The organism is Sinorhizobium sp. Y406 (assembly GCF_058732025.1).
The window spans coordinates 1,379,836-1,406,351 of the sequence record NZ_CM178974.1; the positions used below are offsets into that span (position 1 = coordinate 1,379,836).

The following is a 26,516-nucleotide window of genomic DNA, read 5'->3' on the forward strand; positions in this document are numbered from 1 at the left end:
CCTCCACTAGACGGCGCGACGTCCGCTTCCTCTCGCTCTCGAGAACCGAAGTCGTTGTAGCCGCAGCCGCGATTGTTGCAAAACGCATTTGCAGCAGTGCCGGTTTCACGCTGCCCTTGTTTTGGTGGGGCCAAGGACGGGCTTGCAGTCGCGAGAACGCGCTCGCCGCAGGATCCGCGGCGCCGAGGCATCGCTTTCCGGCCGGGGGCGGATATGTTCCGCTTTATTGTCGATTCCGGAATTTTCGGGGTTTCGCTTGCAGAAACATTTGCCTATAAGCCGCTTCTAGCCTGAAAACACCATTGTTGCGCGCCCCGGCCGGTGATCCTTCACCCTGGCCGGCTTTTCGCGCAGCCAGAACGGATGAAAGCCTATGCCGAAGCGCCAAGATATCAAATCGATTCTCATCATTGGTGCGGGGCCGATCGTCATCGGCCAGGCTTGCGAATTCGACTATTCCGGTACCCAGGCGTGCAAGGCGCTCAAGGAAGAAGGCTACCGGGTCATCCTGGTCAACTCCAATCCGGCGACGATCATGACCGATCCGGGACTGGCTGATGCGACCTATGTGGAGCCGATCACGCCCGAAGTCGTCGCCAAGATCATCGCCAAGGAGCGTCCGGACGCTCTGTTGCCGACCATGGGCGGACAGACGGCGCTTAACACGGCCCTGTCGCTGCGCCGCATGGGCGTGCTCGATCGCTATAATGTCGAGATGATCGGCGCCAAGCCGGAGGCTATCGACATGGCCGAGGACCGCGCGCTCTTCCGCGAGGCGATGGCGCGGATCGGCCTCGAAACGCCGAAGTCGCATCTTGCCAACGCCACCGATATCAAGGACCAGGATCGCAAGGCACACGAAGCCGAGCGGACGGCACTCAAGGCCCGGTTCTCCGGCCCTGAACTCGACAAGGCGCTCGACGAACTTGAAAACCAGTGGAACCTCGGCGAAGGCGACCGTAAGCAGCGCTACGTCAACCACGCCATGGCGATCGCCGCCCAGGCGCTCGACGAGGTCGGCCTGCCGGCAATCATTCGCCCCTCCTTCACGCTCGGCGGCACCGGCGGCGGTATCGCGTATAATCGGTCCGAGTTCTTCGACATCGTCGCCAGCGGCCTCGACGCCTCGCCGACGACCGAAGTGCTGATCGAGGAGTCGGTGCTCGGCTGGAAGGAATATGAAATGGAGGTCGTCCGCGACAAGGCGGACAATTGCATCATCATCTGCTCGATCGAGAACATCGATCCGATGGGGGTGCATACGGGCGATTCGATCACTGTCGCGCCGGCGCTGACGCTGACTGACAAGGAATATCAGATCATGCGCAACGCCTCGATCGCGGTCTTGCGCGAGATCGGCGTCGAGACCGGCGGTTCCAACGTCCAGTTCGCGGTCAATCCGGCAAACGGCCGCCTCGTGGTCATCGAGATGAACCCGCGCGTGTCCCGTTCCTCGGCGCTTGCCTCCAAGGCGACCGGTTTCCCGATCGCCAAGATCGCCGCGAAGCTTGCGGTCGGCTACACGCTCGACGAGCTGGAAAACGACATTACCGGCGGCGCGACGCCGGCCTCCTTCGAGCCGTCGATCGACTATGTGGTTACCAAGATCCCGCGCTTCGCCTTCGAGAAGTTTCCCGGTGCCGAACCGACACTGACGACCGCGATGAAATCGGTCGGTGAGGTCATGGCGATCGGCCGTACCTTTGCCGAGTCGCTCCAGAAGGCGCTTCGCGGGCTCGAAACGGGCTTGACCGGTCTCGACGAGATCGAGATTCCGGATTTCGACGACAACGGCGACGGCCGCAATGCCATCCGCGCCGCACTCGGCACGCCGACGCCGGACCGCCTGAGAATGGTTGCCCAGGCGCTGCGTCTCGGCATGAGCGAGGCGGAGGTGCACGAAGCCTGCAAGATCGATCCGTGGTTCATCGCCCAGTTCAAGGCGATCGTCGACATGGAGGCGCGCATCCGCGAGCATGGCTTGCCGGAGGATGCCGAAAACCTGCGCATGCTGAAAGCGATGGGCTTTTCCGATGCACGCCTGGCGACGCTCACGGGCAAGCGCCCCAAGGAGGTCGCGGAACTGCGCAACGCCCTCAACGTCCGCCCGGTCTACAAACGGATCGACACGTGCGCCGCAGAGTTCGCCTCGCCGACCGCCTATATGTATTCCACCTACGAGACGCCCTTCGCCGGTCTTGCCCGCTCCGAGGCCCAGGTCTCCGATCGCAAGAAGGTCGTGATTCTCGGCGGCGGTCCGAACCGGATCGGCCAGGGCATCGAGTTCGACTATTGCTGCTGCCATGCGGCCTTCGCCTTGAAGGATGCCGGCTATGAAGCGATCATGATCAACTGCAACCCGGAAACCGTCTCGACCGACTACGATACCTCCGACCGGCTCTATTTCGAGCCGCTGACGGCGGAAGACGTGATCGAGATCATGCGCGCCGAACAGGAAAACGGCACGCTGCACGGCGTCATCGTTCAATTCGGCGGCCAGACGCCGCTGAAGCTCGCCGAAGCGCTTGAAAAGAACGGAATTCCGATCCTCGGCACGGCGCCGGACGCAATCGACCTGGCCGAAGACCGCGACCGCTTCCAGAAGCTCCTGATGAAGCTCGACCTCAACCAGCCGAATAACGGCATCGCCTATTCGGTCGAGCAGGCGCGCCTCGTCGCCGCCGAGATCGGCTTCCCGCTGGTCGTCCGCCCCTCTTACGTTCTCGGCGGCCGCGCCATGCAGATCATCCATTCGGAAAGCATGCTGCAGACCTATCTGCTCGACACCGTCCCGGGATTGGTGCCCGAGGACATCAAGCAGCGCTATCCGAACGACAAGACCGGGCAGATCAACACGCTGCTCGGCAAGAACCCGCTGCTCTTCGACAGCTATCTGACGAACGCGACTGAAGTGGATGTCGACTGCCTGTGCGACGGCAATGATGTCTTCGTGTCGGGCATCATGGAGCATATCGAGGAGGCCGGCATTCACTCCGGCGACTCCGCCTGCTCGCTGCCGGTGCACACGCTGGGTAACGACCTCGTCGAGGAACTCGAGCGCCAGACTTCAGCGCTTGCCAAGGCGCTGAAAGTCGGCGGCCTGATGAACGTGCAGTTCGCCATCAAGGACGGCACGATCTACGTTCTCGAAGTCAATCCGCGCGCATCGCGCACGGTGCCCTTCGTCGCCAAGACGATCGGCGCGCCGATCGCGAAGATCGCCGCCCGTGTCATGGCGGGCGAAACGCTGGACGAGGCCATTGCCGCCTATGGAAAGAAGCCCGATCCGCGCAACCTGAAGCATATCGCGGTCAAGGAGGCGGTCTTCCCCTTCGCCCGCTTCCCCGGCGTCGACACGCTGCTCGGCCCCGAGATGCGTTCCACCGGCGAGGTGATCGGGCTCGACACGGATTACGCGCTCGCCTTTGCCAAGTCTCAGCTCGGTGCCGGCGTCGACCTGCCGCGTGACGGAACGGTCTTCGTCTCGGTTCGCGACGAAGACAAGCCGGGCGTGCTGCCGGCGATCCGCATCCTCGCAGATATCGGTTTCAAGGTCATGGCGACCGGCGGTACCGCCCGCTATCTGGGCGAGCACGGCATCACGGCGACCAAGATCAACAAGGTTCTGGAAGGCCGACCGCACATCGAGGACGCGATTCGCAACCGTCAGGTCCAACTCGTCATCAACACCACGGACGGCAACAAGGCGATTTCGGACTCGAAGTCGCTTCGCCGTGCGACCCTGATGCAGAAGGTTCCCTATTATACGACCATGGCCGGCGCCGAAGCGGCGGCCCTTGCCATCAAGGCGCTGAAGGCCGGCAACCTCGAAGTTCGGCCCCTGCAGGACTATTTCAGCTGATATACGAGCCCCCGGGGACACGATCCGCCTGGCTGAAAAATCTGGCAAAGCCGAATGGCTTTCTGCTATAAGGGCGGTTCGGATGTTCGACGGTTCCGGTGTTATCGCACCGGAGACCGTTTTCTTTTGCGTAGGCGCCGCCGAAAGGCGGCGCCATCTGCTTGATGAAGGATAGTAGAATGGTCGACAAGGTGCCGATGACCCAGGGTGGATTCGTCAATCTGCAGGAGGAACTGCGTTGGCGCCAGCAGGAAGAACGCCCTCGTATCATCGAAGCGATCGCCGAGGCACGCGCCCATGGCGATTTGTCGGAGAATGCCGAGTATCATGCCGCCAAGGAGGCACAGAGCCACAATGAAGGCCGAATCGCGGAACTCGAGGATCTGATTGCCCGGGCCGAGGTCATCGACCTTTCGAAGATGTCCGGCTCGAAGATTAAATTCGGCGCCAAGGTAAAGCTCGTCGACGAGGATACCGAGGAAGAGAAGACCTACCAGATCGTCGGGGACCAGGAGGCCGATGTGAAAGCCGGCCGCATTTCGATCTCCTCGCCGATCGCCCGTGCGCTGATCGGCAAGGAAGTCGGTGACTCGATCGAGGTCAACGCGCCCGGCGGCTCCAAGGCATACGAAATCCTCGCCATCCATTGGGGCTGACCAGCCCCTCGGGGCGCGCGTTCCATCGTTGCGCCCCACGACCCCTTTATGACCGACTCCGTATGCGCGAGGAGCATGCTTTCGTGGCCGACATCCGGGACATCGAAATCATTGCGCCGAACTTCAAGCGGCGTCTCTCCGGCGTCACTTCGACCATCATCCAACTGATCCCGGTGCAGCGGGCGCTGGGCCAGAAGATGGCAGTTCTCGGCCCGGGTCTGCCCGCGACCTTACCCTCGATTCGCTTTCGCGACCTGATCCACCTCTGGAGCGCACCCGCCGGGCGGTCGTGCCGCATCTGGCATGCGCGCCGAAACGTCGAGATGCTGCCGGCAATCCTGCTCCGCGATCTCTTGCGTATGAAGGTCCGGATCGTCTTCACCTCCGCTTCGCAGCGGCGGCATACGGCCTGGAGCAAATTCCTCATCCGGCGCATGGATGCGGTGATCGCCACGAGCGGCAAGACGGCGGCCTATCTGGACGTGCCGAACTCGGTAATCCTGCATGGGATCGACACGAAGCGGTTCCACCCGCCGGCCGACAAGGCGGAAGCGAAACGTGGGCTCGGCCTCGACTCCTCGAAGAAGCATGTCGGCTGCTTCGGCCGCGTTCGTCACCAGAAGGGAACAGACCTCTTCGTCGACAGCATGATCGCCCTCCTGCCCTGCCGGCCGGATTGGTGCGCGATCGTTGCCGGACGGGCCACCGGCCCTCACCTCGCCTTCGAGGTGGAGCTCAAGGACCGCGTCGCCAGGGCCGGGCTTGCAGACCGTATCCTTTTCGTGGGTGAGCACACCAATATTCCGGACTGGTACCGGGCTCTCGATCTCTTCATCGCGCCGCAGCGCTGGGAGGGCTTCGGGCTGACGCCGCTCGAGGCGATGGCCACGGCCGTGCCCGTCGTCGCCGCCGACGTCGGCGCCTTTGCCGAACTGATCGCGGAAGGGTCCGAGGAAACCGGCCTCCTCGTCCCTGCCGGAGATCTCAAAGCGATGGTCGATGGCGCGGCGGGCTTCATGGACGATGGGGCGCGGCTTGCCGTTGCGGGCGCCAATGCTTTGGCGCGGGCCGCCAAGAACTTCGCCATCGAAGGCGAGGCTCACGCCATCGGCGCGGTCTACGAAAGCCTGATGCGCTGAACCTATCGCTTCGACGCGAACAATTTCAGATAGGCATCGGTGATCGCCGCCTTGGAAAACTGGCCGATCAGCGTCTCGTGTCCACGCTCGGCGAGCCTGGTTTCCAGGGCAGGATCGTTGACGATCCGCTCGATCGCACGGGCGAAGCCGTCGGCATCGCCGATGTCCACCATCAGGCCGTTTTCGCCGTCGCGCATGAACCATTGCGGTCCTTCGGATCGGCTGGAGACCACCGGCGTCTTCTGGGCCCAGGCTTCGAGGATGACATTGCCGAGCGGCTCGTGGCTGGACGGCATCACGAAAATGTCGGCGGCGGCGAGGAACGGTCTGGTATCCTCCTGCCAGCCGGCGAAGCGCACCCGCCTGGAGACGCCGAGATCGGCCGCAAGCTTTTGCAGATTGTCGCGCTCTTCGCCGTCGCCCAGAAGCCAGAGATGGGCGTCGGGCAATTTGGCAACGGCCTCGATCAGCGTGTGGAATCCCTTGCGCTCGACAAAGCGTCCCATCGACAGGATCAGCGGGGCGTCGGCCGGTGTGTCCAGCGCGGCCCGGTCTTTTGGCGGCGCCCGCTCGGTACTGGTGAAGTTCGATATGACCTCGACTTGCCGCGTCCAGCCCAGATTGCGCACGTGGTCGGCTATGCCCGGCGTGTTGCAGACAAGGCAATCCGTGTTCTTGAAATAGTCGAGGCGCTTCGGATAGTCGCCAAGCCGGGAAATCCTGATGCAGCCGTCATAGGGCGGCATGAGTTCGCTGGCGCGCGGCGCCCATGCCATCAGCGCGTCCGGACTGCCCTGCTCTGCCATGCGCATGGCTTTGCGCGGCAGGAGCAGGCGATCGAGCGAGAGGTTGCGGAAATTGCTTTCCGTGATCGTCGTGGCACCCTCGATCTCCCGACGCCAAACGCGTCCGGGACGAATAATGGATGTCTGCTCGACGCCGCGTTCGGCGAGCGCATTTACGAGACAGACGAAAAAGCGCTCTGCGCCGCCGTCCTTGCCAAAGTGGAAATGCATCACTTTCATTGGCGTGCCACACCCTTGGCAAAAAGCTCGAGATAGGCGTTGGTGATCGCTTCCTCGGAAAAGCGCGTGCGCAACGTCTCGCGGCCGCCGATGCTTAGCCTTTGGCGAAGTGCGGGGTCGTCGCGCAATCTGCGGATCGCATTCGCGAGCCCCTCGTCGTCGCCGCAATCGACCATCAATGCATCGGCCTCATCCGTCATCACCCAGGAAGGGCCCTCTGCTCGCGAAGCAACCGTCGGTTTGCCGGCACCCCAGCCCTCGAAGCACACATTGCCGAGCGGTTCATGCATTGAGTTGATGACGAAGACGTCGCCGGCGGCGAGATAGCCATAGGCATTGGTCCGCCAGCCGGCGAAACGCACGCGACCGCGCAGATCGAGCTCGTCGGTCAGCCTTTCCAGCTGTTCCCGCTCGGGCCCGTCGCCGATGAGCCACAAATAGGCTCCATCGATCCTTTTCACGGCGCGGAGAAGACCGTCAAAGCCTTTGCGCCTGACGAAGCGCCCCATGCCGAGAACCACAAAGGCGTCATCGGGCGTTTCCATCTCCGAGCGCGCCACCGGCGCGACGGGGACGGCACGCGTGAAATTTGCGATCACCTCCACGTCCCGCTTCCATCCGAGTGCGCGCACCCTGGCGGCCATATCCGGTGTAATGCACACCAGGGTCTCGACGTTGCTGTAGTAGCCGAGATGCTCTGGATAGTCGCCGAGGCGCGCGATCCGATAGGCACCCTTGTAGGCGGGCATGAACCGGCTTGCACGCAATTGCCACGCCATGATCACATCAGGCTGGAACTCCTTCAAAATGCGATGCATTCTCCATCGCAGCAGGAACCGCGAGAGCGAAATCCTGCGGAACGTGCCTTCATGGATTTTCGCGCTGCCCTTGATCTGGTCGTACCAGCTGCGCCCGGGTCGGATCAGGGCGCGTTGTTCCACACCCCTCTCATGCAGGGCGTTGACCAGGTTCACGAAGAAGCGTTCCGCGCCCCCTTCCTTGCCGAAGTGAATATGCATGACTTTCATCGTGTCGCCTTTCGGAGCTTCAGCGGGAAGGCGCATCGTCGACATTCGGATGCGCTTTCAGCGCATGCCTTTGATAAGCCTTGGCAGCGGTCAGGAACGCATAAACGGCTCCGGTCATTGCCTCGATCAAACCGGGAAAGCCGCAGCGCCACAGGCCATTGCGTAAATAGAGCCGGCAGAAATAGAGAGGCGGGCCGAAGAGCAGTTTGTAGGGCCGCGGCGGTCTGCCTTCGGCGAAATGCTGGTCTGCCTTCAGCGTCGAATACTTGTTTTCCTTGAGGATCTGCTCATCGATGATCAGCGGCCGGTAATGCAGCAGGCTGCCGGCCCTGGCCGCGCCCACCTTGCCGTCCGGAACGATTCCTTCATGCACCTTCTGGCCGAGATCGTAGCGGCCGCGCCCATTGCGGATCAGGCGAAGATTGCGGCGTTCGTGCACTTTCTCGGGCGTGTAGCCATAGCCGATCAGGTAGGGGCGGCGCGCCACCTTCCAGCCGACGACGTCGTCGGGGGCGGCGAGAAGCGATGGCAGCAAAGCCTTGAGCGGCTGGTCGAAGCGCTCGTCGGCATCGATGTTGAAGCACCAGGGTTCATGGCATTGCTCGAGGGCGAACTGCTTCTGCCCGGCATAGCCCCGCCAGGGTTCGTACATGAAGCGGATGGGCCAGCCCTTGTCGATATAGGATTGTACCAGAGCCGCCGTGCCGTCTTCCGAGCCGGAATCGACGATCACGATCTCGGCGCATTGCTCGAGGCTCTCGATGCAATTGCCGAGATAGGACTCTTCGTTCAGGCAGATGATGAAAGCAGACAGCGGGAGCTTCTCTTCGATGGTGGAGCTCTTTCTCACCTGTCCCGGCCCATCCGGGCCTTCGTCCTGGAGATGTTTCAATTCGTTCCGCCCAGCAAAGCCTCGAATGGAGCAGGCCTCAACAGACCTCAGATTTCGACCTGGCAGGCGTCCTTGACCTGGCGGATCGTCAGCATGGTTCGCACCGTGTCGACATTGTCGGTCGCGGTGAGTTCTTCAATAACGAAATCTTGAAAGGTCGCAAGGTTCTCTGCCACGCACTGCAGGAGAAAGTCGGATTCGCCGGAAACCATCCAGGCCTCGCGCACGAGCGGCCACGAAGCTGTGCGCGCTGCGAATGCCTTGAGATTGGCGTCGGACTGGTGCTTGAGCCCGATCATGCAAAAGGCAACGAGGTCGTATCCAAGTGCCGAGGCATTGAGAAGGGCGCGATAGCCGCGAATGACGCCGGATTCCTCGAGCTTGCGGACGCGGCGCAGACAGGGCGGTGCCGATATTCCGACCCGTTCGGCAAGCTCCACATTCGTCATCCGGCCGTTTCCCTGCAACTCCCGCAGGATCTTCATGTCGATGGAATCGAGATCGACGCGCATGACCATTGACCAATATCCCCAATAACTGCCGGCCCCCCGCCGCCGGCGCGTTCTTCCCATATAGACGTTGCGAGCGCAGGGAAACAGCAGCAATCGTCGATAAGGCACACGTCCGGCGCGCCGCCGGACGCAGTCGTGTGGCTAGCACGTAACCGCACGTCGAAACGAGCGCGCAAGCGGACGCATGCACAGAAACTTCAACGGGCCCCTCCCTCGCGAGGCGGTCATGCACTCAGGTCGAGGGATTCCGGCGAGAAATTCCGGCGGAAACGCGGCAAAATTCCTGATCTGGTGTCAATTTCCTGGTGCAGGCGCAAGCACTTGTGTGTATCAGCGGAGGCGCACTTGAAAGTCCGGGCTGTGAATACCTAAAGTAAGACGATATTTTTGCCACTCACGGAACCCACCGGATAATTCCCGCCAGGTCTTCCGGCGAATGAAGGACACGAGCATGACCGCCCGTCACACCAAAGTGCTGATCATCGGCTCCGGCCCCGCCGGCTATACCGCCGCGATTTATACGGCGCGCGCCATGCTTTCGCCCGTACTGATCGCGGGGATGGAACAGGGTGGGCAATTGATGATCACCACGGATGTCGAGAATTACCCGGGCTATGCCGATCCGGTCCAGGGCCCGTGGATGATGGAGCAGATGCTGAAGCAGGCCGTCCATGTCGGCGCCGAGATCGTCAATGATATCGTCACCGATGTCGATCTTTCCGTCCGCCCCTTTCGCGTCAGGACAGACAGTGGCGCCGACTGGACGACCGACGCGCTGATCATCGCCACCGGTGCGAAGGCAAAGTGGCTGGGCATCGAAAGCGAGCAGACCTTCATGGGCTTCGGCGTTTCTGCTTGCGCCACCTGCGATGGCTTCTTCTATCGTAACAAGGAGGTAATCGTGGTCGGCGGCGGCAACTCCGCCGTGGAAGAGGCGCTTTACCTCTCGAACCTGGCCAAGACGGTAACGGTGGTCCACCGTCGGGACGCGTTCCGGGCGGAAAAGATCCTGCAGGAACGCCTCTTTGCCAAGGCGAACGTAAAGGTCGTTTGGGACCATGAGGTGACCGAATATCTCGGCGCACCGGCAAAGCCGCCGATGCCCGCCTCCGTCAACGGCGTGAAGCTCCGCAACACCAAGACCGGCGATGTCTCCGAAATGGAGACCGACGGTGTCTTCGTCGCAATCGGCCATGCGCCGGCCGTGGAACTCTTCAAAGGCAAGCTTCGCCAGAAGCCGAACGGCTATCTTTGGACCGCGCCCGATTCGACCGCGACGGATGTTCCGGGCGTTTTTGCCGCCGGCGATGTCACCGACGACATTTATCGTCAGGCCGTGACCGCTGCCGGCATGGGCTGTATGGCGGCGCTCGAGGCGGAGAAATATCTGGCGGGTCATATGCCCGTCGCAATTGCAGCCGAATAGAAGCTGCAAAATCGGGGTCGACGCCCTGCAGCGCCACATGTCGATTCAGACACGCAAAGGTCGCTGCAGCACTTTGGTTGCCGCGTGTTTTGTCCTTAAATCGAAGCCGGTTCAAGGAAACATGCAGTAGGTGCGCCTCGGGTGGGAACAGATGCATTGGTGACGCCCGGAGGACGCCGCTCGGTTCCTCCGGCGATCCGTTATGGGGGTATTCATGGCGCTCGATTGGGACAAACTGCGCATATTTCACGCGGCGGCCGAGGCCGGCTCGTTCACGCATGCGGCAGATAAGCTCCATCTGTCGCAATCCGCCATCAGCCGGCAGGTCAGTGCGCTCGAGCAGGACGTCGGCATCAAGCTGTTTCATCGCCATGCCCGCGGTTTGATTCTGACCGAACAGGGCGAGATGCTTTACCGCACCGCGCATGAAGTGCTGATGAAGCTCGAAAGCATCAAGGCGCAACTGAGCGAGACCACTGACAAGCCCAGCGGCAAGCTCCGCATCACGACGACTGTCGGTCTCGGCCAGGGCTGGCTGACCGACAAGATCCAGGAGTTCATGACGCTTTATCCGGATGTGCAGGTCCAACTCATTCTCGACAACGAAGAGCTCGACGTGAACATGCGGCATGCCGATTGCGCGATCCGGCTGCGCCAGCCGCAGCAGTCGGATCTGATCCAGCGCAAGCTGTTTACGGTGCACATGCATGTCTATGCGGCGCCGTCCTACATCAACAAGCATGGCGAGCCCCACACGCTGGAGGAACTGGATAATCACCGCATCATCACCTTCGGCGAGCCGGCCCCGAACTATTTGCTGGACGTGAACTGGCTGGAAATCGCCGGCCGTGATCCGGACAATCCGCGTATCTCGCACCTGCAGATCAACAGCCAGACGTCCATCAAGCGCGCCTGCCTGCTCGGGATCGGGATCGCCATGCTGCCCGACTACATCGTCGGTCGCGACCCCGGCTTGATCCAGCTTCCGATCAGCGCCGAGATTCCCTCGTTCGATACGTATTTCTGCTATCCGGACGAATTGAAGAACTCGGCGAAGCTCAAGGTCTTCCGTGATTATATCGTCGCCAAGTCCCGAAATTGGAATTTTTGACGGCCCGGACATGCCCGATTTCTGGGCGCAGGTTCGCACGACGGCTAAATAACTGTTTTCTTGGTTTTATTCGCGTCGCCGTGGAGTTTTTGCCCCGCATCTGTTTCATTGTGCGCCGCAAAAATGTGCAGCGATGCGCGCACGGCATGGCTGACATGCATATTAAATGATTGCTCACCGCCCAAAAAAACAGCATACCACACACAGCTGATGCATCTTTGGTGGCTTCTCCTCCCAGTGCCACCGCAGCAGCTGTTCCCCTCTGGAGGTTTTAATTACCTTCACAACTATAAAGGGCCCAAGTTCTCTTGCGGCCCTCTTTTTTTGTTCGCTATTCGTGCAGCCGTCAGTTGAGATTTCTTATGGGAACGCACTTGAAAGCCGGCTGGCTCCTGCCCATATCTCTCTTGGCTGATGCATTTGGCGGCTTTCTCCTCCCCGGCCGCAGCAGCAGCCGTTCCCCTCTGGAGGTTTTTCAAACCTTCACAACTGACAGGGCCCAAGTTCTCTTGCGGCCCTTTTTTTTGCCGCGCGGAACTACAGCGCCCCGCGTCTTGCCGAGCAGCTTCCCTGCGTATCCGGGCGCCCGCACCTGCGCACAGGCGCGCGCCTGATTGAGGAAGCCGGCACGTCGGCGTAACGGGTGTTTCCCGTCGGCGGCGAAGATGCTACTTTTGCGCAATCGGTCGTCGCTGAGGAGCCGCATGGTCGAACAAGGCAGAGCGGGCAGATGCCACATCTGGGGCAACCGTTTGGGACGTCTGGCTCGCGCTGCCGGAGCAGCCGCCGTGGCCATCTGGCACGTTATCGGCGTCGGCGGCCCTGCCGAAGCACGGCCGGATGGGCCCGTTCCGCTGAAATGCATCTATGTCGGCAACTCGGCAGCAGATCCGTCCGTACGTCTTTGCATAAGGCGCGAGAATTTCGCACGCGACGTCTGCAGTATCATCGAGCATTATGCTGATACGAATGGTCTCCCGGCGACGTTCTTCGCCCGCTTGATCTGGCGCGAGAGCCTGTTTCAACCGGACGCTGTCAGTCCCAAGGGAGCCGAGGGGATCGCTCAGTTCATGCCGGCGACTGCAAAATTGCGGGGCCTCGCCAACAGTTTCGATGCGGTAGCCGCACTCGGCAAGTCGGCCGAGTATCTGAGCGAACTCAAGCTTCGCTATGGCAATCTCGGATTTGCCGCGGCGGCCTACAATGCCGGCGAAGCCGGGCTCGAGCGTTTCCTGGAGAGGGACAGGCTGCCCTATGAGACGCGCAACTATGTCCTGGCGATCACCGCCCATCCGGTCGAGGATTGGCGAGACAACCCGCCAAAGGCTCTCGACCTCTCGCTCGACAAGGATAAAAACTTTCTGGAGGGCTGTGTAGCGCTTGCGAACACCCGCCGGCTGCGTGAGATCGCCGTTGCCGACGAGGCGGCTTGGGCGCCCTGGGGCGTTCAACTGGCAGCCCATTTCCAGAAGGCCGTCGCGCAGCGAATGTTCCTGAATGCCGTGAAGCGGCTGCCGGCGCCGATCAGCAGTGAAAAGGCCCTGCTCGTGCGGGAGCGAAACGGCAGTTTCGGAGCGAGAGGCCGATACGCCGCCCGGATCGGCCGCCAGACGCGCGCCGAGGCAGATGAGTTGTGCGCCGCCGTTCGCCGAAGCGGCGGGTCCTGCATCGTCTTCAAGAACTAGTCGGGGAGCTCGGCGACCAGCTTGGGCCGTCATGCATAAAGGGTCGCTTGTGAAAAAGCCCGCCGGTCTGGCGGGCTTTGTTGTCGCGATGCGCCTGAGATCAATCTTCCGCGTCGGCCGGAGGCTCGGCCACGATGGACTCGCCGGCGGTCACGACTTCCTCGATCCCGTCCTCGCCCTCCGGCTCGCTGATCCGTTCGACGGAGACCACCTTCTCGTCCTTTGCCGTCGAGAAGATCGTGACGCCCTTGGTGGCGCGGCTTGCCAGTCGAATGCCGTCGACCGGCACGCGGATCAGCTGTCCACCGTTGGACACGAGCATGATCTGGTCGTTGTGCTCGATCGGGAATGCCGCAACCAGTTCGCCGATCTCGGCCGTCTTGGAGGTGTCGGTGGCCCGGATGCCCTTGCCGCCCCGGCCGGAGGTGCGGAAATCATAGGACGAGGACCGCTTGCCGAACCCCTTTTCCGAGAGCGTCAGCACGAACTGCTCGCGTGCCTTGAGTTCCTCATAGCGCTCGTTGGTGAGTTCGCCGCCATTGGTGACCTCCTCGCCGACGAGTACGATCTCCTCGTCCTCGCCGGTCGTCGCCCGCCGTTCGGCCGCCGAACGACGCAGATAGGCGGCGCGTTCCCAGGGCTCGGCATCGACATGGGCGACGATCGCCATCGAGATGATCCGGTCGCCTTCCCCGAGCGAGATGCCGCGGACGCCGATCGAATTGCGCCCCGCAAAAACACGTACGTCGGAGACGGGGAAGCGGATGCATTGCCCGAGGGCCGTCGTCAGCAGCACGTCGTCGAATTCGGTGCAGGTGTCGACCGAGAGGATCTCGTCGCCCTCCTCGTCGAACTTCATCGCGATCTTGCCGTTGCGGTTGACCTGGACGAAGTCGGACAGCTTGTTGCGGCGGACGGTGCCGCGCGTCGTCGAGAACATGACGTCCAGGTTTTCCCAGGTCGTCTCGTCCTCGGGCAGCGGCATGATCGTGGTGATGCGTTCGCCGCGTTCGAGCGGCAGCATGTTGATCAGCGCCTTGCCGCGCGATTGCGGCGTGCCGATCGGCAGCCGCCAGACCTTCTCCTTGTAGACGATGCCGCGCGAGGAGAAGAACAGGACCGGCGTATGGGTGTTGGCCACGAATAGCCGGGTAACGAAATCCTCGTCGCGCGTCGCCATGCCGGAGCGGCCCTTGCCGCCGCGGCGCTGTGCCCGATAGGTCGTCAGCGGCACGCGCTTGATGTAGCCGAGGTGCGACACGGTCACCACCATGTCCTCGCGGGCGATCAGATCCTCGTCGTCCATGTCCGGACCGCCATCGGCGATCTCGGTGCGGCGCGGCGTGCCGAATTCGTCGCGGACGGCGGCAAGCTCGTCCTTGACGATCTGCATGATTCTGAGCCGCGAGGAGAGGATGTCGAGATAGTCCCGGATTTCCTCGCCGATCTTGTTGAGCTCTCCGCCGATCTCGTCCCGGCCAAGCGCGGTCAGGCGTTGCAGGCGGAGGTCGAGAATGGCACGCGCCTGCTCTTCCGAGAGATTGTAGGTGCCGTCGTCATTGATCCGGTGGCGCGGATCGTCGATCAGCCGGATCAGCGCATCGACCTCATGGGCCGGCCAGCGGCGTTCCATCAGCTGCTCGCGCGCGCTCTGCGGATCGGGCGCGTGGCGGATGAGCTTGATCACTTCGTCGATATTGGCGACGGCGATGGCGAGACCGACCAGGACATGCGCCCGCTCGCGTGCCTTGCGCAGCAGGTATTTCGTTCGCCGGCTAACAACATCCTCGCGGAACGAGACGAAGGCGCGCAGCATGTCGAGCAGCGTCATCTGCTCCGGCTTGCCGCCGTTCAGCGCCACCATGTTGCAGCCGAAGGAGGTCTGCAGCGGCGTGTAGCGGTAAAGCTGGTTGAGAATGACATCGGCATTGGCATCGCGCTTTAGCTCGATCACGACGCGGTAACCTTGCCGGTCCGACTCGTCGCGGAGATCCGAGATGCCCTCGATGCGCTTCTCGCGCACCAGTTCGGCCATCTTCTCGATCATCGTCGCCTTGTTCACCTGATAGGGAATCTCGGTGATGATGATCTGTTCGCGGTCGCCGCGCATCGGCTCGATATGGGCGCGCCCGCGCATGATCACCGAGCCGCGGCCGGTCTCATAGGCCTGGCGGATGCCGGCACGGCCAAGGATCAGCGCCCCCGTCGGAAAGTCCGGACCGGGAATGATCTGCATCAGTTCCGGCAGTTCGATTGCCGGATCGTCGATCAGCGCGATGCAGCCGTCGATGACTTCGCCGAGATTGTGCGGCGGAATGTTGGTCGCCATGCCGACGGCGATGCCGCCGGCGCCATTGACGAGCAGGTTCGGAAATTTCGCCGGAACGACGACGGGTTCCTGCAGGGTGCCGTCGTAGTTCTCGCGGAAATCGACCGTTTCCTTGTCGAGATCGTCGAGCAGCGAATGGGCGGCCTTCTGCAGCCGGCATTCGGTGTAGCGTTCGGCCGCAGGCGGATCGCCGTCCACCGAGCCGAAATTGCCCTGGCCGTCGATCAGCGGCAGTCGCAGCGACCAATCCTGCGCCATGCGCGCCAGCGCGTCGTAGATCGCCATGTTGCCGTGCGGATGGTATTTACCCATCACGTCACCGGTGACGCGGGCGCATTTGACGTATTTCTTGTTCCAATCGATGCCGAGTTCGCTCATCCCGTAGAGGATGCGCCGGTGAACCGGTTTCAGCCCGTCGCGCACATCGGGAAGCGCGCGCGAGACGATCACGCTCATGGCGTAATCCAAGTAGGACCGCTGCATTTCCTCGATGATGGAAATCGGCTCGATGCCTGGCGGAGTCTTTCCGCCGCCGGGAGTGCTTTGTTCAGTCAATGTCGATCACGATCTTTGTTCAGAATCAGTCGGTTCTTTATAGTCGAATGCGGCTTCGCGCGCCAATTTCGCGCCAATACGGCGTAAGGTTTTGAACAGTCTTTCGCCTCCGGGTCGGGCATTTTCGAGGCATGTGTGCGCCGTGCCGGTTTAAGCCATCGCAGTGCGCTTGGCCACTGAAATCGACGGCGGGAACCGACAGCAATTCACAGTACTACAGGGGCGTTTGGGAGACTCGTTCGATGGCGCCCCGCCCGCCCCTTTCCAAGCGCGCGTGGCTTGCCTAACAATGCGGCTCCACAACCCGGACCCAGCCGGAGTCCGTAAAGGGGGAACGGATGATCGATATCGACCTGTTGATCAATGCGCTGACGACACTGCTCGTCACGCTGGACCCGCCGGGTCTGGCGCCGATCTTCCTCAGTCTCACCGTCGGTTTGAACCGGCAGCAGCGCTTCCAGGTGGCGACGCGCGGCTCGCTGATCGCCTTCTTCATCCTGGCGGCCTTCGCACTTTTCGGTGACGGCATTCTCGGCCTGCTCGGCATCTCGATCGGCGCCTTCCGGATTGCCGGCGGCCTGCTGCTGTTCTGGATCGCCTTCGAGATGATCTTCGAGCGGCGCCAGGAGCGAAAGGAAAAGACCGGCGAGGCTGCCGTTACCAGGGATCACATCCACAATATTGCCGTCTTCCCGCTTGCCCTGCCGCTGATCGCCGGACCGGGGGCGATTTCGGCGACCATCCTGCTCGGCAGTTCCTTTCCCTCCGTCCTCGAGCGCCTGCAGCTTCTCGCCGTCATTGCGGTCTCGATGGCGCTTCTGTTCCTGGCTCTGGTGATCGCCGAACGGGTCGACCGCTTTCTCGGCGTCACCGGCCGGGCCATCCTCACCCGCCTGCTCGGCGTCATCCTTGCGGCACTCGCGGTGCAATTCGTCGTCGACGGCGTGCGCGCTGCGTTTGGCATCTGATCGTTCGAGAAAAGCAAACGGCCCGCATGAAGCGGGCCGAACGGATTCTGCCGCTTGAAAGGACGCGCGGCGCCGAAGACACAAGGCAGCGCCGCCACCCGATCAGAACGGAATGTCGTCGTCGAGATCGCGCGAGAAGTTGCTGCCGCCCTGGTTCGGCTGGCCGCCGGCGCGACCGCCGGAGGATTGCCGCGGCTGGTCGTATTCCTCGTAACCGCCGCCGCCGCCGAAGTCGCTGCCGCCGCGGCTGGCCCCGCCGCCCTCGCCGCGACCGTCGAGCATCGTCAGGGTCGAGTTGAAGCCCTGCAGCACGACTTCCGTCGTGTAGCGGTCATTGCCGTTCTGGTCCTGCCACTTGCGGGTCTGCAACTGGCCTTCGATATAGAGCTTGGCGCCCTTCTTCACATATTGCTCGACGACCTTGCAAAGGCCCTCGTTGAAGACGACGACAGTGTGCCATTCCGTCTTCTCGCGGCGCTCGCCGGTATTGCGGTCGCGCCAGCTTTCGGAGGTTGCGATGCGCAGGTTGGCGATCGGCCGACCGTCCTGCGTGCGCCGGATTTCCGGGTCGGCCCCGACATTTCCGATCAAGATCACCTTGTTGACGCTGCCAGCCATATCACTTTTCCCGTGCTTGCCGCCGAACCGCCGGCCCGGCTTTCCGATGTCCCAAGAGCGCGCATCTTAACGGCCCGCCGCCGTCGATACGCCCCGCTCCGCGCGTAATCCACAACTGATATTTGTTCTTTTTTTGTTCTAGCGATTGCCTATTATCCTGTCAACCGAATCGCAATTGATTGGCCTCTTCGCCGTTTGCGCCTCGACATGGGCGCAGTCGTCATTACATAGGGGGCTTCAAACGACCTGCAAAGCTGGCTTCCGATGAGCGAACTCAAGACCATTTCCATTCGCGGCGCGCGCGAGCACAACCTCAAGGGCATCGACCTCGACCTGCCGCGCAACAGGCTGATCGTGATGACGGGGCTTTCCGGGTCCGGCAAATCCTCGCTCGCCTTCGACACGATCTATGCGGAGGGCCAGCGCCGCTACGTCGAAAGCCTGTCCGCCTATGCCCGGCAGTTCCTGGAGATGATGCAGAAGCCGGACGTCGACCAGATAGACGGTCTCTCCCCCGCGATCTCGATCGAGCAGAAGACGACCTCGCGCAACCCGCGCTCGACGGTCGGTACCGTCACCGAGATCTACGACTATCTGCGCCTGCTCTTCGCGCGCGTCGGCGTGCCGTATTCGCCGGCAACGGGGTTGCCGATCGAGAGCCAGACGGTCAGCCAGATGGTCGACCGCGTGCTGGAGTTCGGAGAAGGCACCCGTCTCTATATTCTGGCGCCGCTCGTGCGTGGCCGCAAAGGCGAGTACAGGAAGGAACTCGCCGAATTGATGAAGAAGGGCTTCCAGCGCGTCAAGGTGGACGGGCAGTTCTACGAGATCGCCGACGTCCCGGCGCTCGACAAGAAATTCAAGCACGATATCGACGTCGTCGTCGACCGCGTCGTCGTCAGGCCGGATCTCGCCACGCGCCTCGCCGACAGCATCGAGACCTGCCTGACGCTTGCCGACGGCTTGGCTGTCGCCGAGTTCGCCGACCGACCACTGCCGCCGGACGAAACCGCGGCCGGCGGCGCGGCCAACAAGTCGCTCAACGAGACGCATGAGCGCGTGCTGTTTTCGGAAAAATTCGCCTGCCCGGTGTCCGGCTTCACCATTCCGGAGGTCGAGCCGCGGCTTTTCTCGTTCAACAATCCCTTCGGCGCCTGCACGACCTGCGACGGTCTTGGCAGCCAGCAGAAGATCGACGAGGCGCTGGTCGTTCCGGAACCGAACAGGACACTGCGCGACGGCGCGATCGCGCCCTGGGCCAAGTCGACCTCGCCCTATTACAACCAGACGCTCGAAGCGCTCGGCCAGGTCTTCGATTTCAAGCTCGGCAACCGCTGGAGCGAGCTTTCGGCTGAAGCGCAGAAGGCGATCCTCCATGGCACCGAAGAAAAGATCACCTTCCACTACAAGGACGGTGCGCGCGCCTACAACACCACCAAGACCTTCGAGGGCGTCGTGCCCAATCTCGAGCGGCGCTGGAAGGAGACCGACAGCGCCTGGGCGCGGGAAGAAATCGAGCGCTATATGTCGGCCGCGCCCTGCCCCGCCTGTGCCGGCTACCGGCTGAAGCCGGAAGCGCTGGCGGTCAAGATCAACCGGCTTCACATCGGCGAAGTCACGGAAATGTCGATCCGGGCTGCCCGCGACTGGTTCGAGGCGCTGCCGCATGAACTCAGCACCAAGCAGAACGAGATTGCCGTGCGGATCCTCAAGGAGATCCGCGAGCGGTTGCGCTTCCTGAACGATGTCGGACTGGAATATCTGAGCCTGTCGCGCAATTCCGGCACGCTCTCCGGCGGCGAAAGCCAGCGCATCCGCCTTGCCTCCCAGATCGGCTCCGGCCTGACCGGCGTGCTTTATGTGCTGGACGAGCCGTCGATCGGTCTGCATCAGCGCGACAATGCGCGCCTGCTCGACACGCTGAGACACCTGCGCGACATCGGCAACACCGTGATCGTCGTCGAACATGACGAGGATGCGATCCTGACGGCGGACTATGTCGTCGACATCGGACCGGCGGCCGGCATCCATGGCGGCGAGATCGTGGCCGAAGGCACGCCCTCCGATATCATGGCCAATCAGAAGTCTCTGACCGGGAAATATCTCTCGGGCGAGCTTTCCGTGGCCGTGCCAGGCGAAAGACGCAAGCCAAAAAAGAAGAAGGAAATCACCGTCGTAGGAGCGCGCGCTAACAATTTGAAGAATGTTACCGCGTCGATCCCGCTCGGCGTCTTCACGGCGGTGACCGGCGTCTCGGGCGGCGGCAAGTCCACCTTCCTGATCGAAACGCTCTACAAGGCGGCTGCCCGCCGCATCATGGGCGCGCGCGAGAACCCGGCCGATCACGACCGCATCGACGGGTTCGAGCATATCGACAAGGTGATCGACATCGACCAGTCGCCGATCGGCCGCACGCCGCGCTCGAATCCGGCGACCTATACCGGCGCCTTCACGCCGATTCGCGACTGGTTCGCCGGCCTGCCGGAGGCGAAGGCGCGCGGCTACCAACCGGGCCGCTTTTCCTTCAACGTCAAGGGCGGTCGCTGCGAGGCCTGCCAGGGCGATGGCGTCATCAAGATCGAGATGCACTTCCTGCCGGACGTCTACGTCACGTGCGACGTCTGCCACGGCAAGCGCTACAATCGCGAAACGCTCGACGTGCACTTCAAGGGCAAGTCGATTGCCGACGTCCTCGACATGACGGTCGAGGAAGGCGTCGAATTCTTCTCGGCCGTCCCGGCGGTGCGCGACAAGCTGGTGACGCTGAACCAGGTGGGGCTCGGCTATATTAAGATCGGCCAGCAGGCGAACACGCTTTCGGGCGGCGAGGCCCAGCGCGTGAAGCTTGCCAAGGAACTGTCGAAGCGCTCCACCGGGCGCACGCTTTACATACTCGATGAGCCGACAACCGGCTTGCATTTCCATGACGTAGCCAAGCTTCTTGAAGTTCTGCATGAGCTCGTCAACCAGGGCAATTCTGTCGTCGTTATCGAGCACAACCTCGAAGTGATCAAGACGGCGGACTGGATCATCGACTTCGGTCCCGAAGGCGGCGACGGCGGGGGCGAGGTCATTGCCAAGGGCACGCCGGAAGACGTCGTGAAGGAACCCCGCTCCTATACGGGGCAGTTCCTGAAGGAGCTTCTGGAGCGCCGCCCGACGAAGAAGGCCGTCGCGGCGGAGTGACCGGCGCTGAGGATACGGCGCCGCGCGTCTTATCGGACGCGCAAAGGTCGCTGTCGCACTTTGAATTGCTTTCTGTCTTTGTTTTTCAATCGAAATCGATTCAAGGACACATGCAGCAGGTCCTTAAATGATTGCCCCCGCGCCGCGGGCTGAGGAGGAGATGATGGCAGAAACCGGAACGATCCGCGTCGGCATTGGCGGCTGGACCTTCGAGCCGTGGGAAAGCAGCTTTTACCCTTCCGATCTCCCGAAGAAGCGGCAGCTGGAATATGCCGGCAAGCAACTCCGCACGATCGAGGTTAACGGCACCTATTACAGCTCACAGAAGCCGGCGACCTTTGCCAAATGGGCATCGGAGGTGCCGGACGGTTTCATCTTCTCGCTGAAGGCGAGCCGATTCGTGACGAACCGCAAGGTCCTCTCCGAGGCCGGCGAATCGATGCAGCGATTCCTGACCCAGGGCCTGACGGAACTGGGCGATCGCCTCGGTCCGATTCTCTGGCAGTTCGCCGCCACCAAGAAATTCGAGCCCGACGATTTCGAGGGATTTCTGAAGCTGCTGCCGGAGAAGCAGGATGGACTGAAGCTCCGTCACGTGGTCGAGGTCCGCCACCCCTCCTTCCAGACCCCCGACTTCGTGCAAATGCTCGACAACTACAAGGTGGCGGCGGTGCTCGCCGAGCATGCGGATTATCCGATGATCGCCGATGTCACCGCCGATTTCGTCTATGCCCGGCTGCAGAAGGGCAGCGACGAGGTGGAAACCTGCTATCCGCCGCAGGCCCTCGATCTTTGGGCCGAGCGGCTCAAGACCTTTGCCACGGGCCGCGAGCCGGAGGGCCTCGAAAAGAGCGCGCCGGAGCGAAAGGCGGAAAGCCGCCCGCGCGACGTCTTTGCCTTCTTCATCAGCTCGGGCAAGGTCAATGCGCCGAATGGTGCGCGGGAGTTGCAGAAACGCGTTGATTGAGGCCGGCCCAGCGGCCTGTCTCCACGGGCCGGGCTGGACGCTTCCGAGATGTGGCTGGCCCTGACTCTGTGACGCCTCATGCCGCGGTCGCGAATCGGCACGCCGGACGCATCACATCGCGGCGCGGCACGCAATCACGAGTGGCGCTGCGATGTCTCCCTACCCCTTATTTTTACCCCTAAAAAATTCGGTTTCACGGTTGCAGCTTCGCCGCCGGCGCAGACAACCGGCGGAAGTGCCTGATTTTCAAAGACTTGATTGATGTCCCCGTTTTCCACAACCCATCCACACAAGATATAGGGGTCAAACTTCCGTCATAAACCACCCCTTGACGCCCAAAGCCGATTCACGGTTAATGGATTTCACGTTGCGACGGCGGCGGACCGGATAGTCAAGCGGCCGGTTCATCCCTCCAAATCGTCGGTTCTGACCAGCGGCCAAACGGGCAGTTTCGGTGTGGCGGCAACGGCGGAGCTTTGCGCGGTTTCGGGTGCTGCCGGCGCGATTTCGGACTGGCGTAAACAAGCTGTTAATACTATATTTAGCGTTTGCAGCCAGGATAATCACAAGATACAGGGTCACCCAGAGCTTGGGTTTCTCAAAACGGACGAAAGCTGGAGCTGGCTGCAGAACGCTTGCGGCCGGGCGGGGTCAACTGCGCTCAATCGGCGCGAAGGCAATAAGGACACGGGACAATGAAGATCGAACGTCGGTTCACCAAAGCAGGGCAATCCGCCTATGCCGAGATCGAATTCCGCAAGGCGACGAGCGAGATCAAGAACCCGGACGGCTCGATCGTTTTCCGTCTGGAGAACATCGACGTGCCGGCGCAGTTCTCCCAGGTCGCCGCCGATATCCTTGCGCAGAAATATTTCCGCAAGGCCGGCGTTCCGGCGAAGCTGAAGCGCGTCGAGGAAAACGATGTGCCCTCGTTCCTGTGGCGCTCGGTTCCGGACACGGACGCGCTGAAAGCGCTCCCGAAGGATGAGCAATACGGCTCCGAAACGGATGCACGCCAGGTTTTCGATCGCCTGGCCGGCACCTGGACCTATTGGGGCTGGAAGGGCGGCTATTTCGACACGGACGAAGACGCGGCCGCCTTCCGCGATGAACTCGCCTATATGCTCGCCACCCAGCGCGTCGCGCCCAACTCGCCGCAATGGTTCAACACCGGCCTGCACTGGGCCTATGGCATCGACGGCCCCGGACAGGGCCACTTCTATGTCGATCCCTTCACCGGCAAGCTGACGAAGTCGAAATCCGCCTACGAGCATCCCCAGCCGCATGCCTGCTTCATCCAGTCGGTCGCCGACGACCTCGTCAACGAGGGCGGCATCATGGATCTGTGGGTGCGGGAAGCGCGCCTCTTCAAATACGGCTCCGGGACCGGCTCGAACTTCTCCCACCTTCGCGCCGAGGGCGAGAGGCTGTCGGGCGGCGGCAAATCCTCCGGCCTCATGAGCTTCCTGAAGATCGGCGACCGCGCCGCCGGCGCCATCAAGTCGGGAGGCACGACGCGCCGCGCCGCCAAGATGGTCGTCGTCGACATCGACCATCCGGATATCGAGGACTATATCAACTGGAAGGTCAAGGAAGAACAGAAGGTTGCCGCCCTCGTCACCGGCTCCAAGATCGTCGCCAGGCACCTGAAGGCGATCATGAAGGCCTGCGTCAACTGCGACGGCAGCGACGACGCCTGCTTCGACCCGAAGCAGAACCCGGTGCTGAAACGCGAGATCCGCGCCGCCAAGCAGGCCGCGGTTCCGGAAAACTACGTCAAGCGCGTCATCCAGTTCGCACGTCAGGGCTACAAGGACATTCAGTTCAAGACCTATGACACGGACTGGGATTCGGAAGCCTACCTGACGGTCTCCGGCCAGAACTCCAACAATTCCGTCTCCATCAAGGACGACTTCCTGCGCGCCGTCGAGGCCGACGGCGATTGGCACCTGACCGCCCGCAAGGACGGCCGCGTGATGAAGACCCTGAAGGCGCGCGACCTCTGGGAGTCGATCTCCTATGCCGCCTGGGCTTCCGCCGATCCGGGCCTGCATTTCAATACGACGATGAACGACTGGCACACCTGCCCGGCCGCCGGCCCGATCCGCGCGTCGAACCCGTGCTCGGAATACATGTTCCTCGACGACACCGCCTGCAACCTCGCCTCGCTCAACCTGATGCAGTTCAAGGATGCGGCAACGAAGCGGATCAACATCGCCGATTACGAACACGCCGTTCGCCTCTGGACAATCGTGCTCGAAGTCTCGGTGATGATGGCGCAGTTCCCGTCCCGCGAAATCGCCGAGCTCTCCTATGAATACCGCACGCTCGGCCTCGGCTACGCGAATATTGGCGGCCTGCTGATGTCCTCCGGCATTCCCTATGATTCGCCGGAGGGCCGCGCCATTGCCGGCGCGCTGACGGCGATCATGACCGGCATCGCCTATGCCACTTCGGCCGAGATCTCGGCCAAGCTCGGCCCCTTCCCGAGCTTTGCGCCGAACCGCGACAACATGCTGCGCGTGATGCGCAATCATCGCCGCGCTGCCCATGGCGAGACCTCGGGCTATGAGGGCCTGTCGGTCGATCCGGTCGCGCTCGTTCATGCCGATTGCCCGGACCAGGACCTGATCGCGCATGCCAAAAGCGCCTGGGACAAGGCCGTCGAGCTCGGCGAAAAGCACGGCTACCGCAATGCCCAGGCGACGGTGATCGCGCCGACCGGCACGATCGGCCTGGTGATGGACTGCGACACCACCGGCATCGAGCCCGATTTCGCGCTGGTCAAGTTCAAGAAGCTCGCCGGCGGCGGCTATTTCAAGATCATCAACCGCGCCGTGCCGGAAGCGCTGCGCACGCTCGGCTATTCCGAAAGCCAGATCGCCGAGATCGAGGCCTACGCCGTCGGCCACGGCAACCTTAACCAGGCGCCGGCGATCAATCCGACGACGCTGAAGGCCAGGGGCTTCACCGACGAGAAGATCGAGGCGGTCAACGCTGCGTTGAAATCCGCCTTCGACATCAAGTTCGTCTTCAACCAGTGGACGCTCGGCGCCGACTTCCTGAAAGCGACGCTGAAGGTTACGGACGAGCAGCTCGCCTCGCTGGACTTCAACCTTCTGGAGCATATCGGCTTCTCGCGGAAGGACATCGAGGCCGCCAATATCCATGTCTGCGGCGCCATGACGCTCGAAGGTGCGCCTTTCCTGAAGGCCGAGCACCTGCCGGTCTTCGATTGCGCCAATCCCTGCGGCAAGATCGGTAAGCGCTATCTTTCGGTCGAAAGCCACATCCGCATGATGGCGGCCGCCCAGCCCTTCATCTCGGGCGCGATTTCCAAGACGATCAACATGCCGAACGAGGCGACCGTCGAGGATTGCAAGAACGCCTACATGCTCTCCTGGAAGCTGGCGCTGAAGGCGAATGCGCTTTACCGCGATGGCTCCAAGCTGTCGCAGCCGCTCAACGCCTCGCTGATCGAGGACGAGGAGGACGAAGAGGCGATCGAGGAGCTGATGCAGGCGCCGGCCGCAGCCCAGGCCGTCGCCGTCACCGAGAAGATCGTCGAGCGCGTCATCGAGAAAGTGGTGCGCGCCCGCGAAAAACTGCCGAACCGCCGCCAGGGTTATACCCAGAAGGCGATCGTCGGCGGCCACAAGGTGTATCTGCGCACCGGCGAATTCGGCGACGGCCGTCTCGGCGAGATCTTCATCGACATGCACAAGGAAGGTGCTGCCTTCCGTGCGATGATGAACAACTTCGCCATCGCCATCTCGCTCGGCCTGCAATATGGCGTGCCGCTCGAAGAATATGTGGAGGCCTTCACCTTCACCAAATTCGAGCCGGCCGGCATGGTGCAGGGCAATGACGCGATCAAGAACGCGACGTCGATCCTCGACTATGTGTTCCGCGAACTTGCCGTCTCCTATCTCGGCCGCCACGACCTCGCCCATGTCGATACGTCGGACTTCAGCAACACGGCGCTCGGCCGCGGCATCCAGGAAGGCAAGACCAATCTCGTCTCGACCGGCTGGACCCGCGGCTACAAGCCGACCCTCGTCGGCGGCTCGGGCGAGCGCTCCGAGCCGAAGGGCGCCTCGACCGCGGCCCCTGCCCGCGCCTCCGGCGGGGCGACCGTCACCTCCTTTGCGGGCAGCGCCGCCCGCAAACTGGAGCCGACGACGGCCGCCGCCACCTCCGAAGTCGTGGCCTTCAAGCGCGACTATGAGGAACGCGCCGCCGAACTCGCCGAAGAGGTCGCCGGCGAAGCGGAACCGGACGTAACCGCCCTCTTCTCCGACAAGGCCGCCGCCGAAGCCGCTGCCGCCAAGTCGGAGGCGAAGAAGGTCGAAGCCGAACGCCGCGCCCGCTCGATCATGCAGGGATACACCGGCAACATGTGCACCGAGTGCCAGAACTTCACCATGGTCAGGAATGGTACGTGCGAGAAGTGCGACACCTGCGGTGCCACGAGCGGGTGCTCGTAAGGTTGGGCGGCGTTTGTGTGTGTCCCGTCGAGGAATTGATCCAAGTACTGGCCAAAAGCCGCTACTACTG

Annotated in this window: 16 protein-coding genes; 10 read left to right on the forward strand and 6 right to left on the reverse strand. The window is 62.3% G+C overall.

Annotated elements, in window-relative coordinates; translation table 11 throughout:
- The first annotated feature begins 373 nt into the window (after positions 1-373).
- The 3 genes from carB to AC4P1R_RS06705 all read left to right on the forward strand — a co-directional run bounded on the left by carB (position 374) and on the right by AC4P1R_RS06705 (position 5,657).
- Entirely contained in the window at positions 374-3,862 is a 3,489-nt protein-coding gene (gene carB, locus AC4P1R_RS06695; protein ID WP_492177505.1) for a carbamoyl-phosphate synthase large subunit, read from the forward strand.
- A 179-nt stretch (positions 3,863-4,041) separates the two neighbouring features.
- Positions 4,042-4,518: a transcription elongation factor GreA gene (gene greA / locus AC4P1R_RS06700; protein ID WP_069457417.1), complete on the forward strand. Its 477-nt coding sequence runs from the start codon at positions 4,042-4,044 to the stop codon at positions 4,516-4,518.
- 83 nt (positions 4,519-4,601) lie between these two features.
- Entirely contained in the window at positions 4,602-5,657 is a 1,056-nt protein-coding gene (locus AC4P1R_RS06705; protein WP_492177506.1) for a glycosyltransferase family 4 protein, read from the forward strand.
- A 2-nt stretch (positions 5,658-5,659) separates the two neighbouring features.
- Here AC4P1R_RS06705 and AC4P1R_RS06710 read toward each other — a convergent pair whose 3' ends face one another.
- The 4 genes from AC4P1R_RS06710 to AC4P1R_RS06725 all read right to left on the reverse strand — a co-directional run bounded on the left by AC4P1R_RS06710 (position 5,660) and on the right by AC4P1R_RS06725 (position 9,120).
- Positions 5,660-6,682 (reverse strand): glycosyltransferase, encoded by a 1,023-nt coding sequence (locus tag AC4P1R_RS06710; protein WP_492177507.1) that lies wholly within the window; start codon positions 6,680-6,682, stop codon positions 5,660-5,662.
- Complete coding sequence (locus AC4P1R_RS06715) at positions 6,679-7,710, reverse strand: glycosyltransferase (protein WP_069457492.1); 1,032 nt, start codon at positions 7,708-7,710, stop codon at positions 6,679-6,681. The genes AC4P1R_RS06710 and AC4P1R_RS06715 overlap by 4 nt, the downstream gene beginning before the upstream one ends.
- A 19-nt stretch (positions 7,711-7,729) precedes the next feature.
- Positions 7,730-8,542, reverse strand: a complete 813-nt coding sequence (locus AC4P1R_RS06720) for a glycosyltransferase family 2 protein (RefSeq protein ID WP_492177725.1) — start codon at positions 8,540-8,542, stop codon at positions 7,730-7,732.
- Between the two features lie 107 nt (positions 8,543-8,649).
- A complete protein-coding gene (locus AC4P1R_RS06725) occupies positions 8,650-9,120 on the reverse strand; it encodes an Lrp/AsnC family transcriptional regulator (protein WP_069457415.1) in 471 nt (156 codons plus the stop codon).
- A gap of 445 nt (positions 9,121-9,565) precedes the next feature.
- Here AC4P1R_RS06725 and trxB point away from each other — a divergent pair, with 445 nt between their 5' ends.
- The 3 genes from trxB (at position 9,566) to AC4P1R_RS06740 (ending at position 13,336) form a co-directional block, all read left to right on the forward strand.
- Complete coding sequence (gene trxB, locus AC4P1R_RS06730; protein ID WP_069457414.1) at positions 9,566-10,540, forward strand: thioredoxin-disulfide reductase; 975 nt, start codon at positions 9,566-9,568, stop codon at positions 10,538-10,540.
- Between the two features lie 214 nt (positions 10,541-10,754).
- A complete protein-coding gene (locus AC4P1R_RS06735; protein ID WP_069457490.1) occupies positions 10,755-11,651 on the forward strand; it encodes a LysR family transcriptional regulator VtlR in 897 nt (298 codons plus the stop codon).
- 704 nt (positions 11,652-12,355) lie between these two features.
- Positions 12,356-13,336, forward strand: coding sequence for a transglycosylase SLT domain-containing protein (locus AC4P1R_RS06740; protein WP_151611237.1), 981 nt, complete (start codon positions 12,356-12,358; stop codon positions 13,334-13,336).
- A 100-nt stretch (positions 13,337-13,436) separates the two neighbouring features.
- Here AC4P1R_RS06740 and gyrA read toward each other — a convergent pair whose 3' ends face one another.
- Complete coding sequence (gene gyrA / locus AC4P1R_RS06745) at positions 13,437-16,220, reverse strand: DNA gyrase subunit A (RefSeq protein ID WP_069457412.1); 2,784 nt, start codon at positions 16,218-16,220, stop codon at positions 13,437-13,439.
- 338 nt (positions 16,221-16,558) lie between these two features.
- On the opposite strand from gyrA, the gene AC4P1R_RS06750 reads away from it, so the two are divergent.
- Positions 16,559-17,188, forward strand: a complete 630-nt coding sequence (locus tag AC4P1R_RS06750) for a MarC family protein (protein WP_069457411.1) — start codon at positions 16,559-16,561, stop codon at positions 17,186-17,188.
- 102 nt (positions 17,189-17,290) lie between these two features.
- On the opposite strand, the gene AC4P1R_RS06755 is transcribed toward AC4P1R_RS06750, so the two are convergent.
- On the reverse strand, positions 17,291-17,806 hold the full coding sequence (locus AC4P1R_RS06755) for a single-stranded DNA-binding protein (protein WP_069457410.1): 516 nt from the start codon (positions 17,804-17,806) through the stop codon (positions 17,291-17,293).
- 264 nt (positions 17,807-18,070) lie between these two features.
- Here AC4P1R_RS06755 and uvrA point away from each other — a divergent pair, with 264 nt between their 5' ends.
- The 3 genes from uvrA to AC4P1R_RS06770 all read left to right on the forward strand — a co-directional run bounded on the left by uvrA (position 18,071) and on the right by AC4P1R_RS06770 (position 26,446).
- Positions 18,071-20,992 (forward strand): excinuclease ABC subunit UvrA, encoded by a 2,922-nt coding sequence (gene uvrA / locus AC4P1R_RS06760; protein ID WP_492177508.1) that lies wholly within the window; start codon positions 18,071-18,073, stop codon positions 20,990-20,992.
- A 163-nt stretch (positions 20,993-21,155) separates the two neighbouring features.
- A complete protein-coding gene (locus AC4P1R_RS06765) occupies positions 21,156-21,959 on the forward strand; it encodes a DUF72 domain-containing protein (RefSeq protein ID WP_492177509.1) in 804 nt (267 codons plus the stop codon).
- 695 nt (positions 21,960-22,654) lie between these two features.
- Positions 22,655-26,446, forward strand: coding sequence for a vitamin B12-dependent ribonucleotide reductase (locus tag AC4P1R_RS06770; RefSeq protein WP_492177510.1), 3,792 nt, complete (start codon positions 22,655-22,657; stop codon positions 26,444-26,446).
- The last annotated feature ends 70 nt before the right edge of the window (positions 26,447-26,516 follow it).